The sequence below is a fragment of the Ralstonia insidiosa genome, from assembly GCF_008801405.1.
Lineage (GTDB): Bacteria > Pseudomonadota > Gammaproteobacteria > Burkholderiales > Burkholderiaceae > Ralstonia > Ralstonia insidiosa.
The window spans coordinates 2,114,132-2,129,652 of record NZ_VZPV01000001.1 but is presented as its reverse complement, the minus strand read 5'-3'; the positions used below and the strand labels follow the sequence as shown (position 1 = coordinate 2,129,652).

The following is a 15,521-nucleotide window of genomic DNA, read 5'->3' as shown; positions in this document are numbered from 1 at the left end:
ATAGCATCGGGCGGCCCTTCGGCACACCTCTCGCCGTGTTATTGCGGGCGTTTCATCTGGCAGGAAGTTGGCTGCGACGCAATGTATTGATCGAGCACAGCATCGGTCTTCCAGCCGTAGCCCGTGTTTTCCTGGTCGTACTTGACGTTCTTGCCGTTGGTCTTTTCCCAGGTGGCGATGTAGAGCGGCTGCTGACCCTGGTGGTCGGATGCGCGCATCTCGAAGGTGCCATTCAGGCTGTCGACCTTCATCCCTTCAAAGGCCTTGGCGACCTTGGCAGGCTCGGCCGACTTGGTCTGCTTGATGGCTTTGGCCAGCATGGCGATGCCGGTGTACGAGGCCATCAGGTAGAAGTCGTCGTTGTACTTTTTCTTGAAGCCGTCGACGATATCCGCGCCTTTGTAGCCGTCGTTGTTGACGTTCCAGTAGCCGACAAACTTCACGTGGTCGGCACCGGCTGCGCCCATGGCGGTCGGCACACCTGTCGTGGCACCGTAGTACGTATAGAAGTTGGCGTTCAGGCCCGCATCTTTGCCTGCCTTGATCAGCAGTGCCAGATCGCTACCCCAGTTGCCGGTGATGACGGTATCCGCACCCGACGACTTGATCTTCGAGACATACGGCGAGAAATCCTTCACCTGTGCCAGCGGGTGCAGGTCTTCCCCCACGATCTCGATGTCCGGACGCTTGCGCTTGAGGTATTCCTTGGCCGCACGCGCCACCTGGTGACCAAACGAATAGTTCTGGTTGATCAGATAGACCTTCTTGACCTTCGGGTCCTTGGCCAGGTAGCTGGTCAAGGCTTCCATCTTCATGTCGGAGTTGGCGTCCAGACGGAAGTGCCAGTAGTTGCACTTGCTGTTGGTCATGTCCGGGTCCACCGCCGCGTAGTTCAGGTAGACGATTTCCTTGCCCGGATTGCGCTCGTTGTACTTGGCCACGGCGTCTTCCAGCGCCATGCCGACGCTCGAGCCGTTGCCTTGCACGATGTAATGGATGCCCTGGTCGGCCACCTGCTTGAGCACAGTCAGGCTTTCCTGCGGCGAGAGCTTGTTGTCGAAGCCCACCACCTCGAACTTGGTGCCGTCGCCGGCCCAGTTCTTTTGCGTGGCCATGTCGGCGATGTACTGCCAGCTGCGCAACTGGTTCTGCCCCAGCGCACCCATCAGGCCCGACAGCGGGTCGATCCAGGCGATCTTGACGGTTTCGGCGGCAGACGCAGCAGCGCTCCCCAGCGCCCCACCGATTGCCACGACACTTGCAACAGCCACAATCAACGGACGGAACTTCGTCATGCGTGTCTCCTTCAGGTGGTGGAGTCGCCGGCGAGTCACTCTCCCGCGTGCCACGGATGGGCACGTCGGCTGCTTGCGTCTCCAGGTTGCAACGCGCCCGGGCTTCATTCCGCCGCGACCCGATTGCTGGTGGGTGTGCGGTGGCTGGCCCTGATCCGGTTGTCTTGCGTCCGCCGTCCTCACGCTCGGCTTGTTGCCGATGCGCGGGCGGCGGTTTCTGTTCTGACTGCTAGGCCTGTGCGGCCGGGAACTGGTAATCCTTGAACTGCTCGCGCAGCTTGAGCTTCTGCATCTTGCCGGTGGCCGTGAGCGGTATTTCGGTGACGAACACCACGTCATCCGGGATCCACCACTTGGCAACCTTGCCTTCGAAGAACTTGAGCATCTCCTCACGCGTGAGTTCGGCGCCCGGCTTCTTCATCACCACCAGCAGCGGGCGCTCGTCCCACTTCGGGTGGCGGCAAGCAATGCACGCAGCCATATGCACAGCGGGGTGCGCAGCGGCCACGTTCTCCACGTCGATGGAGGAGATCCACTCACCGCCGGACTTGATCACGTCCTTGCTGCGATCGGTGATCTGCATGTACCCGTCGGCGTCGATATTGGCCACGTCACCCGTCGGGAACCAGCCGTCCACCAACGGTGAATGGTCGCCGCGGAAATAGCTGTCGATGATCCACGGCCCACGCACATACAGGTCGCCGAAGGCCTTGCCGTCCCACGGCAGTTCGTGGCCCTCTGCATCGACGATCTTCATGTCGACGCCGTAGATGGCGCGGCCCTGGCGTTCGAGCACGTGCTGCTTGGCTTCTTCGGGCAAATCGGTGTGCTTGCCCATCAGCTTGCAGGTCGTCCCCAACGGCGACATTTCCGTCATGCCCCAGGCGTGGATGACTTCCACGTCGAGCGATTTCAGTGTGCGAATCATGGCCGGCGGCGCGGCCGAACCACCAATGACGGTGCGGCGGAACGTCGAGAACTTGAGGTTGTTGCTCTGCACGTGCTGTAGCAGACCCAGCCACACAGTCGGCACGCCGGCGGAGAAGGTCACCTTCTCCTGCTCGAACAACTCGTAGACGGAGGCACCATCCAGCTTCGGCCCCGGGAAGACCAGCTTGGCGCCCACCAGCGGCACCGAATACGGCAGGCCCCACGCGTTGACATGGAACATCGGCACCACCGGCAGGATCACGTCCTGCGCCGAGCACCCCAGCGCATCCGGCAATGCCGATGCGTACGAGTGCAGCACGGTAGAACGATGCGAATACAGCGCACCCTTCGGGTTGCCCGTCGTGCCCGACGTGTAGCAAAGGCTGGAGGCCGTGTTTTCGTCGAATTGCGGCCAGGTGTATTCAGCGCTCTGCGCATCCAGCAGCTCTTCGTAACAGAGCATCGGCACGCTGGAGTTGGGCATGTGCGCGCGATCCGTCATCGCCACCCAGCCCTTCACGTTCGGGCAATGCGCCGCAATGCCCTCGATGAGCGGCACGAAGGTCAGATCGAAGAAGACGTACTGGTCGTCAGCGTGATTGACGATATAGGCGATCTGGTCTGGAAACAGCCGCGGGTTGATGGTGTGGCACACCGAACCCGAGCCAGACACGCCGTAATAGATTTCAAGATGGCGATAGCCGTTCCAGGCCAGCGTGCCGACGCGCTCGCCGGGCTGCACGCCCAATGCGGCCAGCGCATTTGCCAGTTGCTTGGAACGATCCCGCACTTGCCGGTACGTGGTGCGATGGATATCGCCCTCGACACGGCGTGACACGACTTCAGTCGAACCGGAATTGCGCGCTGCATGTTCGATGATGGTCGAGATGAGCAAAGGGTTGCTCATCATTTGTCCCATCAGGGCCATGGTGTCTCCTAGAAAAACTGAACAACCGTTCTATTTTTTGGCCGATTGTTCCCGTGATCGTCTAGCACGTCAACGGGTTGTTGTTGTGCGCTGCGGCATGTCACACAATCGCGGCCCCCATGTTTACCCGGCCATCTAAAAAACCCTGCGAACCGTTGTGGTGCAAGGGTTCGCAGGCTGCAGCTTTTTTTACTGCCAAGTACAATACGCGATAGCGTTGCTGCGTCTCAACATGGCGTTTTCCCCTACACAGAGCGCATTTTTCTGCACTGCGGAATTCACAACTGTTGACGATTTGGCACTGTTTTTGCGCCATTTCCCGTGCTAATCGAGCGCCCCGATCCATGCCGACTTCCCCTGCCGCCTTGCCTGACGATTCCCTTATCAGCACCTTCGACTGGGCCGGCCGCCCTGCCGCTGCCCCCGGATTCTCCACACTCGGCGAGCGGTTTCTGACCCGGTTGTCGCCTATGCCGATGCCCACGGCGGGCACACCGTATCTCGTGGGCTTCTCACCCGATGCGGCCGCCCCGCTGGGCATTGCCCGCGCAGAACTCGATACACCTGCCGGCCTGGATGTGTTCACGGGCAACACGATTGCCGCATGGAGCGACCCGCTCGCCACGGTCTACTCCGGTCACCAATTCGGCGTGTGGGCCGGTCAGCTGGGCGACGGCCGCGCGTTGCTGCTGACTGAACTGCAAACCGCCGATGGCCCCTGCGAAATCCAGCTCAAGGGTGCGGGCCGCACGCCGTATTCGCGCATGGGCGACGGGCGCGCCGTACTGCGTTCGTCCATTCGCGAATTCCTGTGCTCGGAGGCGATGGCCGGCCTCGGCATCCCCACCACGCGCGCGCTGTGCGTGACCGGCTCCGATGCCCCGGTGCGCCGCGAAGAGATCGAAACCGCCGCCGTCGTCACGCGCCTGGCGCCATCGTTCGTGCGCTTCGGTCACTTCGAACACTTTGCCGCCAACGAGAAGCTGCCCGAATTGCGCGCGCTGGCCGACTACATCATCGACCGCTTCTACCCGGACTGCCGCACCGCACCACAGCCCTACCTGGCGATGCTGCGTGAAGTCGCCCGCCGCACCGCCGAGTTGATGGCGCAATGGCAAGCCGTCGGCTTCTGCCACGGCGTGATGAACACCGACAACATGTCGATCCTCGGCCTCACGCTCGACTACGGCCCGTTCGGCTTCCTGGATGGCTTCAACGCCAACCACATCTGCAACCACTCCGACACCGGCGGCCGCTACGCCTACGCCCAGCAGCCGCAGATCGGCTACTGGAACCTGTTCTGCCTCGCACAGGCCCTACTGCCGCTGTTCGGCGAAGATCCCGACGTTTTCGTCGACATAAGCGACGAAGCACAAGCCCAGCCTGCCATCGACGCCGCGCAAGATACGCTGCTCACCTACCGCGACGTCTACGGCGCAGCCTTCCACGCCCGCTATCGCGCCAAGCTCGGCCTGTCGACCGCGCAGGATGCCGATGAGACCCTCTTCGGCGACCTGTTCAAGTTGCTGCATACCCAACGTACGGACTACACGCTCTTCTTCCGCCACCTCGCCGATGTGCGTCGTGACGACACACCCGCCGCGGCAGAAGCGCGCACCGTGCGCAACTTCTTCTTCGACCGCGCCGCCGCAGACGTGTGGCTGAACGCGTATCGCCAACGGTTGCAGGCCGAACCGCAATCCGACGATGAGCGCGCGACCGCCATGCGCCGCGTCAACCCGAAGTACGTGTTGCGCAACCACCTGGCCGAAGTCGCCATCCGCCGCGCCAAAGAAAAGGATTTCTCCGAAGTCGAGAACCTGCGCGCCGTGCTGGCCCGCCCATTCGACGATCACCCTGGCTTCGAGCACTACGCGCAGCCAGCACCCGATTGGGCGTCGTCGCTGGAAGTGAGCTGCTCGTCGTGATCCGATATGCGGCACACGTGATGCGCCGGAACTGACGCCATGCTCTAATCCGCGCCTGTCAGGATCGCCGCCGCAACACGACAAAACAACGTTGGCTGCCCACGAAGCCGCCAACGACACCAACAAGGAGTCTCATCACCATGACCGTCCAGAAAACCAACGCCGAATGGCGTGACCAGCTCTCCGACATCGAATACCGCGTCACCCGCGAAGCCGCCACCGAACGCCCTTTCACCGGCGAGTATTGGGACCACTGGGAGCGCGGCGTTTACAACTGCGTGTGCTGCGGCACCCCGCTCTTTGAATCGTCGACCAAGTTCGATGCCGGTTGCGGCTGGCCTAGCTATTTCCAGCCCATCAACGGCGAGGTGATCGCCGAGAAAACCGACCGCTCGCACGGCATGTTGCGCATCGAGGTGCAATGCAAGAACTGCGGCGCGCACCTGGGCCACGTGTTCGAAGACGGCCCCGCGCCGACCGGCCTGCGGTATTGCATCAACTCGGCTGCGCTAAAATTCGGCGATTAATCCTTCGCATAGGCCCGCACAAGCGCCCTACACGCACATTCCCGCATGAAATTCCTGTTCGATCTGTTCCCGGTCATCCTGTTCTTTGCTGCCTTCAAGGTGGCCGGTATTTATGTGGCGACCACCGTCGCGATGGTCGCCACCGTGCTGCAGATCGCCTGGGTGTGGTTCAAGCACCGCAAGGTGGACGCCATGCAGTGGCTGTCGCTGCTCATCATCGGCGTGTTTGGCGGCGCGACGCTCATCTTCCACAACGACACCTTCATCAAGTGGAAGCCGACGGTGCTGTACTGGCTGTTTGGCGTCGTGCTGCTGGGCAGCGTGGTGTTTGTTCGCAAGAACCTGATTCGCGCCATGATGGAGCAGCAGGTGTCGCTGCCCGAGTCGATGTGGGGCCGCCTGAATCTGGTGTGGGCCATTTTCTTCCTGGCCATGGGTGGTCTGAACCTGTATGTGGCCTACCACTACGACACCGACGTCTGGGTCAACTTCAAGCTGTTCGGCTCGATGGGCCTGATGGTGGTGTTCATCCTGGCGCAGAGCGTCTGGCTGGCGCGCCACATGCAGGAGCGCCCCGCCGATGCTGCCAATGACCCCAGCGCCAAGGACAACTCGAAGGAACAGATCTGATGGCCGCCGATCCACGCGAGATTGAGCGCCTGTTGCGCGAAGCCTTCCAGCCTGCCCACCTCGTCGTTGAAGACGACAGCGCCAAGCATGCCGGCCACGCCGGCGCGGCCTCCGGCGGTGGGCATTACAACGTCGAAATCGTCAGCTCAGCCTTTGCCGGCAAGAGCCGCGTTGCGCGTCATCGCATGGTGTATGATGCGCTGCACACGCTGTGGCCGGAGGCGATTCATGCCCTGGCGATCCGCGCGGTCACTCCCGAAGAAAACACGTAAGCGCCTTCCACGCTCACTCGTCCTTCCCTCGAACGCAATCCCATGAAGATTTCCAGCCTCACTGCCAGCCTGCTGGCTGTTGCCCTTGCTGCGACCGTTGCTCCGGCCATGGCCCAGAATGCCGCCGTCGTCAACGGCAAAGCCATCCCGAGCGCCAAGGTGGACGCGCTGATCAAGAAATCGGGCCAGCCCGAATCGCCGGAGCTGCGCAGCAAAGCCCGCGACATGCTGATCGACCGCGAACTGATCGAGCAGGACGCCGCCAAGCGTGGTCTGCTGGAGCGCGATGACGTGCAGGAACAACTCGCCGCATCCCGCCTGAACGTACTGGTGGCTGCGGAGTTTGAAGACTACGTCAAGAACAGCCCCGCCACCGAAGACGAACTGCACAAGCAGTACGACAAGATCAAGGCGCAGTTTGGCAACGGCAAGGAATACCACGCCCACCACATCCTGGTGGACAAGGAAGCCGACGCGAAGGCGATCATCGCCAAGCTGAAGGCTGGCGGCAACTTTGAAGCCATCGCCAAGGCCCAGTCGAAGGACAAGGGATCGGGCGCCAACGGCGGCGATCTGGACTGGGCCAACCCGGGCACTTATGTGCCGGAGTTCTCGGCAGCGCTGACGGGCCTGAAGAAGGGTGAGATCACCCAGACGCCGGTCAAGACGCAATTCGGCTGGCACGTGATCCGCCTGGACGACACGCGCGATGCGAAGATCCCGTCGTATGAAGAGGTCAAGCCGCAACTGCTCGAAATGATGATGGGCGACCAGAACTGGCAACGCAGCAAGTTCCAGGCAATGCTGAAGGATCTGCGCGAAAAGGCGAAGATCCAGTAATAAACGCCCCGTAGGGGCTGTAAAAAAGGGGCCTCGTGCCCCTTTTTGATTTTTGGGCTCCGGATGAATCGTGCGCAACCCGAGTCCCTTGCCTGATCAATCAGGTGAGCTCCAAAACGCTTCTGAAGTGTTTGCTGAAAAGCGCTGAGATTTGTCTCATAATGTGCGCCCACGTGCGCCGGCTTTGCACCGCTTCGGTGCGCTCAAGAACGTCTGAAAACCAACCACGCCAGCACGGGCTCATCCCGCCCGTCGCCAGAGCGAAACCACCCAAAAGGGAAACAGGAGATCCGTATGTCCAGCTTTAAGCACGCCTTCCGCCTCGCAGCGCTTGCCGCCATTCCGATGGCACTTCTGCAAGCCACCCCGGCACTGGCCCAGGCCACCAAGTCGGTCGAAGTGCTGGCCATCGTTGAACACCCGGCACTCGATGCCATTCGCGACGGTGCCAAGGAAGCACTCAAGGCCGAGGGTTTCGACGCCGGCAAGAACCTGAAGTGGGAATACCAGAGCGCGCAAGGCAGCCCCGCCACCGCTGCGCAGATCGCCCGCAAGTTCATCGGCGACAAGCCGGATGCCATCGTCGCCATCGCGACGCCGTCGGCACAGGCTGTCGTGGCTGCCACGAAGACCATCCCGGTGGTGTATTCCGGCGTGACCGACCCGGTTGCCGCACAACTGGTCAAGAACTGGGAGCCGACCGGCACCAACGTGACCGGCGTGTCCGACAAGCTGCCGCTGGACAAGCAGATCGCCCTGATCAAGCGCGTGGTGCCGAATGCCAAGCGCGTGGGCATGGTCTACAACCCGGGTGAAGCCAACTCGGTCGTGGTCGTCAACGAGCTGAAGAAGCTGCTGACGGCCCAGGGCATGACGCTGGTGGAATCGGCTGCACCGCGCACCGTGGACATCGCTCCCTCGGCCAAGAACCTGATCGGCAAGGTCGACGTGATCTACACGAACACCGACAACAACGTGGTGTCGGCGTATGAGTCGCTGGTGAAGGTGGCCAACGAAGCGAAGATCCCGCTGGTGGCTGGTGATACCGACAGCGTGAAGCGTGGCGCCATTGCCGCGCTGGGCATCAACTACTACGACCTGGGCAAGCAGACCGGTGCCGTTGTTGCCCGCATTCTGAAGGGCGAGAAGCCGGGCGCAATCGCCTCGGCCGGCAGCTCCAACCTGGAACTGTTCGTGAACGAAGGCGCTGCCAAGAAGCAAGGCGTGACCCTGTCGGCAGACCTGCTGAAGGACGCCAAGGAAGTCATCAAGTAAGCCGCAAGGCGCCGGCCAACTCCATCCAACGGAGATGGCCGGCGCGGGTCATGGCAGCCCGGTTCCAAAACGCGGTGATCCGCCGCATCATGGCCGGGCGCTCGCGCTCCACCCACAAGCGTCCCCGTTCATTGCCTTCTGGCGCGGTGCCCAACCGCCGTGCCCTACTCTGACATGTCACTGTTTTCATTACTCGGCGCCCTGGAGATCGGTCTGATCTTCAGTCTCGTGGCGCTCGGGGTGCTGATCTCTTTCCGCATCCTCAACTTCCCTGACCTCACTGTCGACGGCAGCTTCCCCATGGGCGGCGCTGTGGCGGCCACGCTCATCGCCGGCGGACACGATCCGTTCATGTCGACCTTCTGCGGCATGCTGGCTGGTGCCGCTGCGGGCTTCATCACGGGCTGGCTCAATGTGCGCCTGAAAATCATGGATCTGCTCGCCAGTATCCTGATGATGATCGCGCTGTACTCGGTCAACCTGCGCATCATGGGCAAGCCGAACGTGCCGCTCATCTCCGAGCCGACCGTGTTTTCGCTGCTGCAGCCGGAATGGATGCCCGACTACGTCTTCCGCCCCGTACTGCTGGGTGTGGTGGTCGTGATCGTCAAGCTGCTGGTGGACTGGTTCTTCTCGACGCAAGTCGGCCTGTCGCTGCGTGCTACGGGTGCCAACCCGCGCATGGCACGCGCCCAGGGCGTTGCTACCGGTGCCGCTACGCTGGCCGGTATGGCGCTGTCCAACGCGCTGGTCGCCCTTGCTGGTGCGCTGTATGCGCAAACGCAAGGTGGCGCGGATGTGTCGATGGGTATCGGCACCATCGTGATCGGCCTGGCCGCCGTCATCATCGGCGAAACCGTGCTGCCGGCACGCCGCCTGGTGCTGACCACGCTGGCCGTGGTGATTGGCGCAATCCTGTATCGCTTCTTCATCGCCCTGGCGCTCAACAGCGATTTCATCGGCCTGCAGGCGCAGGATCTGAACATGGTGACCGCCGCGCTGGTGGTGATCGCCCTCGTGCTGCCGGGTGTGCGCCGCAAGGTGTTCGGCAAGCTGGCCAAGACCGCTACCAAGGGGAACTGACATGCTGAGCGCACAAGGACTCACCCTCACCTTCAACCCGGGCACGCCCATCGAGACGCGCGCGCTGCGGGGTCTGTCGCTGGAGATCCCCACGGGCCAGTTCGTGGCCGTGATCGGCTCGAACGGCGCCGGCAAGTCGACGTTCCTGAACTCCATCAGCGGCGACCAACTGGTCGACTCGGGCAGCATCACCATCAACGGTGAAGACGTCACCCGCAAGACCGCATGGCAACGCGCCGACAAGGTCGCCCGCGTGTTCCAGGACCCGATGGCCGGCACCTGCGAGAACCTGACCATCGAAGAGAACATGTCGCTGGCCATGTGCCGCGGCCAGCGTCGTGGTTTCAAGTTCGCGACCAACCGCAAGTGGCGCGAGATCTTCCGCGAGCAACTGCGTCGATTGGACCTGGGCCTCGAGAACCGTCTGACGGATCGCATTGGTCTGTTGTCGGGTGGCCAGCGTCAGGCTGTGAGCCTGCTGATGGCATCCCTGCAACCGTCGCGCATTCTGCTGCTGGATGAGCACACCGCCGCGCTGGACCCGAAAACAGCTGCCTTCGTGCTGGAGCTGACCGCCAAGATCGTCTCGGAGAGCAAGCTGACGACGATGATGGTCACGCACTCCATGCGCCAGGCGCTCGACTACGGCGACCGCACGGTGATGCTGCACCAGGGCAACGTAATCCTCGACGTGCAAGGCGAGGAGCGCAAAGGCCTGGACGTGCCGCACCTGCTGCAGAAGTTCGAAGAAACGCGCGGCGCCAAGGTGGACGACGACGCGCTGCTGCTGGGCTGATGCCGGCACAACGCTTCAACGCACCATGAAGAACGGGCACCTTCGGGTGCCCGTTTTCTTTGCGCGAATGGAGTCGCCACAAGGTTGGCATGATGCCGCCTGCCTACAATGCACAGTCAACCGTGATGTCTTTCGCATTCTTGAACACCCTGCCATGACCAAGGCACGCCGTCCGGCCATCAGCATTGCGCCCGATCAGCACCAACAAGACGCGCCAACGCTGTCGAAAGGGCAGAAATCATTCAACGCACTGATCAAGCAGATCGAGAACCGGCGCAAGCGGCTGGCTGACTGGGAAGCCGCCACAACGCAGTTTCAGGCGCGCTATGCGGGCGAGTTCCTACCGCTGCAGCGGACCAGCACCGATTTGAAGATCCGCATGGTGCATTCCCTGGACCAGGCCTATGAGCACGACGGACTGACCAAGCCTGAGCGCCGCAAGATATCCGCTCTCATCGTCGATCTGACCGGAGATTTGATTGCTGAAGACGGCAGCCTGAAAGCCCTTTACAACAAGTACAGCGGAACGGATTTCGATCGTGAAACTGCAGCGCAAGCCGCAGAAATGAAGTCGCGGCTGGAGGCAATGCTCGGTGTCGATCTGGGGGATGACGCTGATGCGCATTCGCAGGACGCTGTACTGCAACGCGCCCGGGCACACATCCAGCAACAGGCAGCAAAAAAGGCAGCCCTCGCAAGCAAGCGCGAAGCACGCCGGGCTGCGCGGGAAAAATCCCCCAAACAGCTCGCGGCGGAAGCCCGCGAGCAAGAGGAACAGGCGCAGATCAGCCTGTCGATCCGCGAGGTCTATCGCAAGCTCGCCAGCGCCCTGCACCCCGACCGCGAAACCGATCCACAGGAACGCGATCGGAAGACCCGGCTCATGCAGCGTGTCAACGAGGCCTATGACAAGGGCAACCTGTTGCACCTGCTGGAGTTGCAGCTTGAACTCGACCACATCGACCAGCGCTCGATCAACCACCTGAGCGAAGCGCGGCTGACGCACTACAACGAGATCCTGAAGGATCAGGTGCGCGAGCTTGATCGGCAAATCCACCGTGTCGAGATGGCATTCCGGCACACCTACGGGTACCACCGGCCCGGGGCGCTATCTCCGGATGCGCCACTGCAAAACCTCGCCACCAACATCGGTGCCCTGCACCACACGATTCGCAACCTTGAGCAGGACCTTGCCGCGTTCGACGACATCAAGGACCTGAGGCGCATGCTGAAACGCGCGCAATCGACCAGCGATTCGATGCCCTTTTGAAAGGGAATCGGTTCAATCCAACAAAACGGGCGCCCGAAGGTGCCCGTTTTGTTGGGTAGCTAAGTGGCCGTACAACGGCCTGCAAAGCCGTGTACGCCAGTTAGAAGCGGTGCTGCAGACCCGCCGTCACACCGATCTGGCTGTTGCCGTAGCCGACCACATCACGCGACAGGCTCACGTTCTGGCCGTTCTGGGCCTTGGCGTAGGCCGCTGACAGATAGGCCGTGGTGCGCTTGGACAGCGCGTACTGGCCGCGCAGCGAGAACAGGATCGGGTCCGCCGAGTTGTTCACGCCCTTGATATTCTGCTTGTACACCGCGCCGTACAGCGTGAACGCCGGCGTGAAGTCGTAGCTGGCACCGGCCCAATACATGTCGCTGCGCTGGGTGGCAGCAGTCGTGGTGAACGCGCGCTTGTAGTTGCGGTAGCCCGCGAACAGCTTCAGTGCACCAAAGTCGTAGCTGGCACCGGCGTGGATACCCTGGATGTAGTCCGTCGTGTCGGCCGGCGTCACGCTCGTGCCTGCGCCGTTCTGGCGGTCCCACGTGGCAGCAGCCGAGAAGCCGCCCACGCTGTAGCCGATACCCAGGTCGTACTTGGACGAGCGCTTGAAGTTGCCTGCGGCCTCGCCAAAGCCAACCGTGGCGCCCAGCTTCAGGCCGCCGAAGGTGCCGTCATAGCGGATGGCATCCGACGAGCGCGAGAACAGACCGTCCTTGCGGCCGCCCGTGGCCGTGGACGACGTGGCCCACGAGTAGTTCGGCGCGTAGCCCATCGGGTCGTACGGCAGCATGAAGTCGTACGTGGTCGTGAAGGTACGACCCGCCACCACCTGGCCGAAGCCACCTGCCAGACCCACCACGGCGCGGCGATCGAACAGCACGTTGTCGGTGTCGAGCTTGCCGGTGTCGACGGCGATGCCGCTTTCCAGGTTGAAGACCGCCTTCAGGCCGCCGCCCAGGTCTTCCGTACCACGCATGCCCCAGCGCGAGGTGTTCTTGCCACCCGACACCAGTCGCGTGACGCCGCCGCCGTTCGGGCCGGCGTGGTTCACGTACTCGATGCCCGAGTCGACGATCCCGTACAGGGTCACGTTGGACGATTGTGCGGCTGCAGAGCCGGCGGTGGCCAACGCAACTGCCGCCAGCGCCATCGAAGTCTTCTTCATCAGGTCTCCCTTTATCGTTGTTCAGCCGCAAGGGCCGCTACAACGGGGCTCTTGGGGCGGCACGGATCGTATGAGGAGCGCACTTTCAGTTCACTTTCGATTGCCGGGAAATTGGGAGGGTGTGGGGGCCTGTTCCTGGGGGTTTCCCTAGCTTCAAAACACAGGGGGATGCCTGTATTTCTCTGCGCCTTATTGAGAAAAATCCGATATGCGCATCCTGTTGGTCGAAGACAACCTGAAGCTGGCCAGTACGCTGGAAGACGCCCTGAGCCAGGCCGGCTTTACGGTTGACTGCGTGCACGACGGCCACGCGGCTGATCTGCTGCTGACCACGCAGGACTACGCGCTGGCCATTCTCGACCTCGGCCTGCCGCGCCTGGACGGGCTGGAAGTGCTGCGCCGCCTGCGTGCCCGCAAGAATCCGCTGCCGGTGATGATCCTGACTGCGCATGGCGCCGTGGAAGAACGCGTGCGCGGCCTGAACCTCGGGGCTGACGATTACCTTGCGAAACCGTTCGACCTGACCGAGGTGGAAGCGCGTGCCCGCGCATTGATCCGCCGCAGCCACGGCCACGAGAGCACGCAGTTGCAATGCGGCCCGCTGCACTACGACGGCATCAGCGGCGCCTTCACACTTAACGGCGAACTGCTCGCCCTCACCGGCCGCGAGCGCGCCGTGCTGGAGGTGCTGATGCTGCGCGACGGCCGTGCCGTCAACAAAGCCGCCATCTCGGAAAAGATCTTCAGCATCAACGAATCCGTCAACGCCGATGCCATTGAGATCTACGTGCACCGCCTGCGCAAGAAGCTCGACGGCAGTGGCGTGGCTATCGTCATGCTGCGCGGACTCGGCTATCTGCTGGAAGCCACACCGGGCGCACCGGCAGACGCAGCCCCATGAGCCCGCCGAGCCTGCGTCGGCAGCTCTCACTCTGGCTGCTGTTGCCGCTGTTGGGGCTGCTCGCGCTGGATGCCTGGCTGACCTACGCGCGCGCCATGAACGCCGCGCACGCCGCGTTTGACCGCACGCTGGGTGCATCGCTCAAGGCCATGCATGAAGGCGTGCGCCTGCGCGAAGGGCGCTTCGCCATCGACCTGCCTTATCTGGCGCTGGAAATTCTGGAGTCGGAAACCGGCAGCAGCATCTTCTATCGGATTGCCGATACCGCCGGCAACACGCTCACCGGCTACAGCGAACTGCCCTTGCCAGGCGGGCGGCAGCCCACGCCATATGGCACCGTCTTCTACGACACGACGTTCCGCAACATGCAGGTGCGCGTGGCGGCGCAGGCGGTACCCGTGCGCGACGCGCAGTCCTCGCAGATTCAGCTGGTGTGGCTACTGGTGGGCGAAACGCTGGAGCCGCGTGAAGCATTGGCCCACGAGATCCTGGCGGGCTCGCTGCAGCAGGAGGTGCTGCTGGTGGTGCTGGCCGTCGGCATCGTCTGGCTGGGCGTACGGCGCGGGCTGCGGCCGCTACGGCAATTGAGTCAAAGCATGGCCAGCCGCGGCACCGATGAACTGGCGCCCCTGCACCAGCACGGCTTGCCTGCGGAAGTCGCACCGCTGGTGGAGGCCATCAATCAGTACGTGGCACGCCTGCTGCGCATGGTGCAGGCCCGCAAGCGCTTCTTTGCCGATGCGGCACATCAATTGAAGACGCCCCTCGCCGTCATCCAGGCGCAATCGGAACTCGCCCTGCGCGAGCCCGACGGCGATCGCATCCGCCGCCATCTCGAACCGCTGCACGGCACCGTGCGCCAGGCGGCCAAGGGCGTGCAGCAGTTGCTGTCGCTCTCGCGGCTGGAGCCCGACAGCGGCTACGCCCCGCAATTGCAGCCGTTGCGGCTGGACACGCTGGCCGGCGATGTGGCGCTCGAACTCGCCCCAGTGGCGCGCAAGGCCGGCATCGACCTCGGCTTTGAAGGCGACCCCGTCACCGTGGCCGGCGAGCCGCAATGGCTGCAGGAACTGATCGGCAACCTGCTCGACAACGCCATCCGCTACGCAGGCCACGGCGCCCGCGTCACGCTGCGCGTCACACGCCAGACGATGGCCATGCTGGGCGACCAGGCTGTGCTGCAGGTGGAGGACGACGGCCCTGGCATTGCCGTGCCCGAGCGCGATGCGGTGTTTGGCCGCTTCTATCGCGGTGCCGCCGCAGCCGCAGCACAGGATCAGGACGGCAGCGGCCTGGGCCTGGCCATCGTGCGTGAGATCGCCCGCGTGCATGGCGGCACGGTGGCGCTGTCTGAAACACCCGGCGGCGGGCTGACCGTGAGCGTGTGCCTGGCACTCGCCCCGACTGACGCACCCACGGCCTCAGCCTGATCGCGTCTTGCACGGCCGGTTGCTGCAGGACAACATAGACGCGCCGTCATCGCGTGCTGCGTCAACTGCCGTGCACCGCTTCCGTGACGACGCGGCGCACCATTTCCAGGCGTGCGAGCGACCTGTCTCAGCACTCGAATTGGTTCCATCCGATCCCTCGCGACCATCGCCGCACCTGCCCCGGCAGCGACCTACACTCAAACGGTTGCTCCATCCCTCCGAAACCACCGCCGTGCTTGCCTCGGCAA

14 protein-coding genes are annotated in these 15,521 nt (G+C 63.0%); 11 read left to right on the top strand and 3 right to left on the bottom strand.

Annotated features, from left to right (window positions below):
• Nucleotides 1–38 precede the first annotated feature (38 nt).
• Both F7R11_RS10130 and F7R11_RS10125 read right to left on the bottom strand, forming a co-directional pair.
• Nucleotides 39–1,295, bottom strand: a complete 1,257-nt coding sequence (locus F7R11_RS10130) for a branched-chain amino acid ABC transporter substrate-binding protein (RefSeq protein WP_064803197.1) — start codon at nucleotides 1,293–1,295, stop codon at nucleotides 39–41.
• A 229-nt stretch (nucleotides 1,296–1,524) separates the two neighbouring features.
• Nucleotides 1,525–3,153, bottom strand: a complete 1,629-nt coding sequence (locus tag F7R11_RS10125) for a 3-(methylthio)propionyl-CoA ligase (RefSeq protein ID WP_064803195.1) — start codon at nucleotides 3,151–3,153, stop codon at nucleotides 1,525–1,527.
• Nucleotides 3,154–3,497: 344 nt separating this feature from the next.
• Here F7R11_RS10125 and F7R11_RS10120 point away from each other — a divergent pair, with 344 nt between their 5' ends.
• From F7R11_RS10120 to F7R11_RS10080, 9 genes are all read left to right on the top strand, one after another.
• Complete coding sequence (locus F7R11_RS10120) at nucleotides 3,498–5,081, top strand: protein adenylyltransferase SelO (protein WP_064803193.1); 1,584 nt, start codon at nucleotides 3,498–3,500, stop codon at nucleotides 5,079–5,081.
• A gap of 140 nt (nucleotides 5,082–5,221) precedes the next feature.
• Nucleotides 5,222–5,608, top strand: coding sequence for a peptide-methionine (R)-S-oxide reductase MsrB (gene msrB / locus F7R11_RS10115; RefSeq protein WP_021194541.1), 387 nt, complete (start codon nucleotides 5,222–5,224; stop codon nucleotides 5,606–5,608).
• A 45-nt stretch (nucleotides 5,609–5,653) separates the two neighbouring features.
• Nucleotides 5,654–6,238 carry a septation protein A gene (locus tag F7R11_RS10110; protein ID WP_064803192.1) on the top strand — a complete coding sequence of 195 codons (585 nt, stop codon included), beginning with the start codon at nucleotides 5,654–5,656 and terminating at the stop codon, nucleotides 6,236–6,238.
• The gene (locus tag F7R11_RS10105) at nucleotides 6,238–6,510 is read left to right on the top strand and encodes a BolA family protein (RefSeq protein WP_064803191.1); all 273 of its coding nucleotides are present in this window, start codon (nucleotides 6,238–6,240) and stop codon (nucleotides 6,508–6,510) included. Before F7R11_RS10110 ends, F7R11_RS10105 begins: the two co-directional genes overlap by 1 nt.
• 42 nt (nucleotides 6,511–6,552) lie before the next feature.
• Complete coding sequence (locus tag F7R11_RS10100; protein ID WP_021194544.1) at nucleotides 6,553–7,350, top strand: peptidylprolyl isomerase; 798 nt, start codon at nucleotides 6,553–6,555, stop codon at nucleotides 7,348–7,350.
• Nucleotides 7,351–7,644: 294 nt separating this feature from the next.
• Nucleotides 7,645–8,625 carry an ABC transporter substrate-binding protein gene (locus F7R11_RS10095; RefSeq protein WP_021194545.1) on the top strand — a complete coding sequence of 327 codons (981 nt, stop codon included), beginning with the start codon at nucleotides 7,645–7,647 and terminating at the stop codon, nucleotides 8,623–8,625.
• A 174-nt stretch (nucleotides 8,626–8,799) separates the two neighbouring features.
• Nucleotides 8,800–9,708 (top strand): ABC transporter permease, encoded by a 909-nt coding sequence (locus F7R11_RS10090; protein ID WP_064803189.1) that lies wholly within the window; start codon nucleotides 8,800–8,802, stop codon nucleotides 9,706–9,708.
• A 1-nt stretch (nucleotide 9,709) separates the two neighbouring features.
• Nucleotides 9,710–10,504: an ABC transporter ATP-binding protein gene (locus F7R11_RS10085; RefSeq protein ID WP_064803186.1), complete on the top strand. Its 795-nt coding sequence runs from the start codon at nucleotides 9,710–9,712 to the stop codon at nucleotides 10,502–10,504.
• Between the two features lie 25 nt (nucleotides 10,505–10,529).
• Nucleotides 10,530–11,774 carry a J domain-containing protein gene (locus tag F7R11_RS10080; protein ID WP_418324520.1) on the top strand — a complete coding sequence of 415 codons (1,245 nt, stop codon included), beginning with the start codon at nucleotides 10,530–10,532 and terminating at the stop codon, nucleotides 11,772–11,774.
• Between the two features lie 100 nt (nucleotides 11,775–11,874).
• Here F7R11_RS10080 and F7R11_RS10075 read toward each other — a convergent pair whose 3' ends face one another.
• Nucleotides 11,875–12,942: a porin gene (locus F7R11_RS10075; protein WP_064803182.1), complete on the bottom strand. Its 1,068-nt coding sequence runs from the start codon at nucleotides 12,940–12,942 to the stop codon at nucleotides 11,875–11,877.
• A 208-nt stretch (nucleotides 12,943–13,150) separates the two neighbouring features.
• Here F7R11_RS10075 and F7R11_RS10070 point away from each other — a divergent pair, with 208 nt between their 5' ends.
• Together F7R11_RS10070 and F7R11_RS10065 are read left to right on the top strand one after the other, a co-directional pair.
• On the top strand, nucleotides 13,151–13,843 hold the full coding sequence (locus tag F7R11_RS10070; RefSeq protein WP_064803180.1) for a response regulator: 693 nt from the start codon (nucleotides 13,151–13,153) through the stop codon (nucleotides 13,841–13,843).
• Nucleotides 13,840–15,273 (top strand): sensor histidine kinase, encoded by a 1,434-nt coding sequence (locus F7R11_RS10065; RefSeq protein WP_064803178.1) that lies wholly within the window; start codon nucleotides 13,840–13,842, stop codon nucleotides 15,271–15,273. The genes F7R11_RS10070 and F7R11_RS10065 overlap by 4 nt, the downstream gene beginning before the upstream one ends.
• Nucleotides 15,274–15,521: the final 248 nt, after the last annotated feature.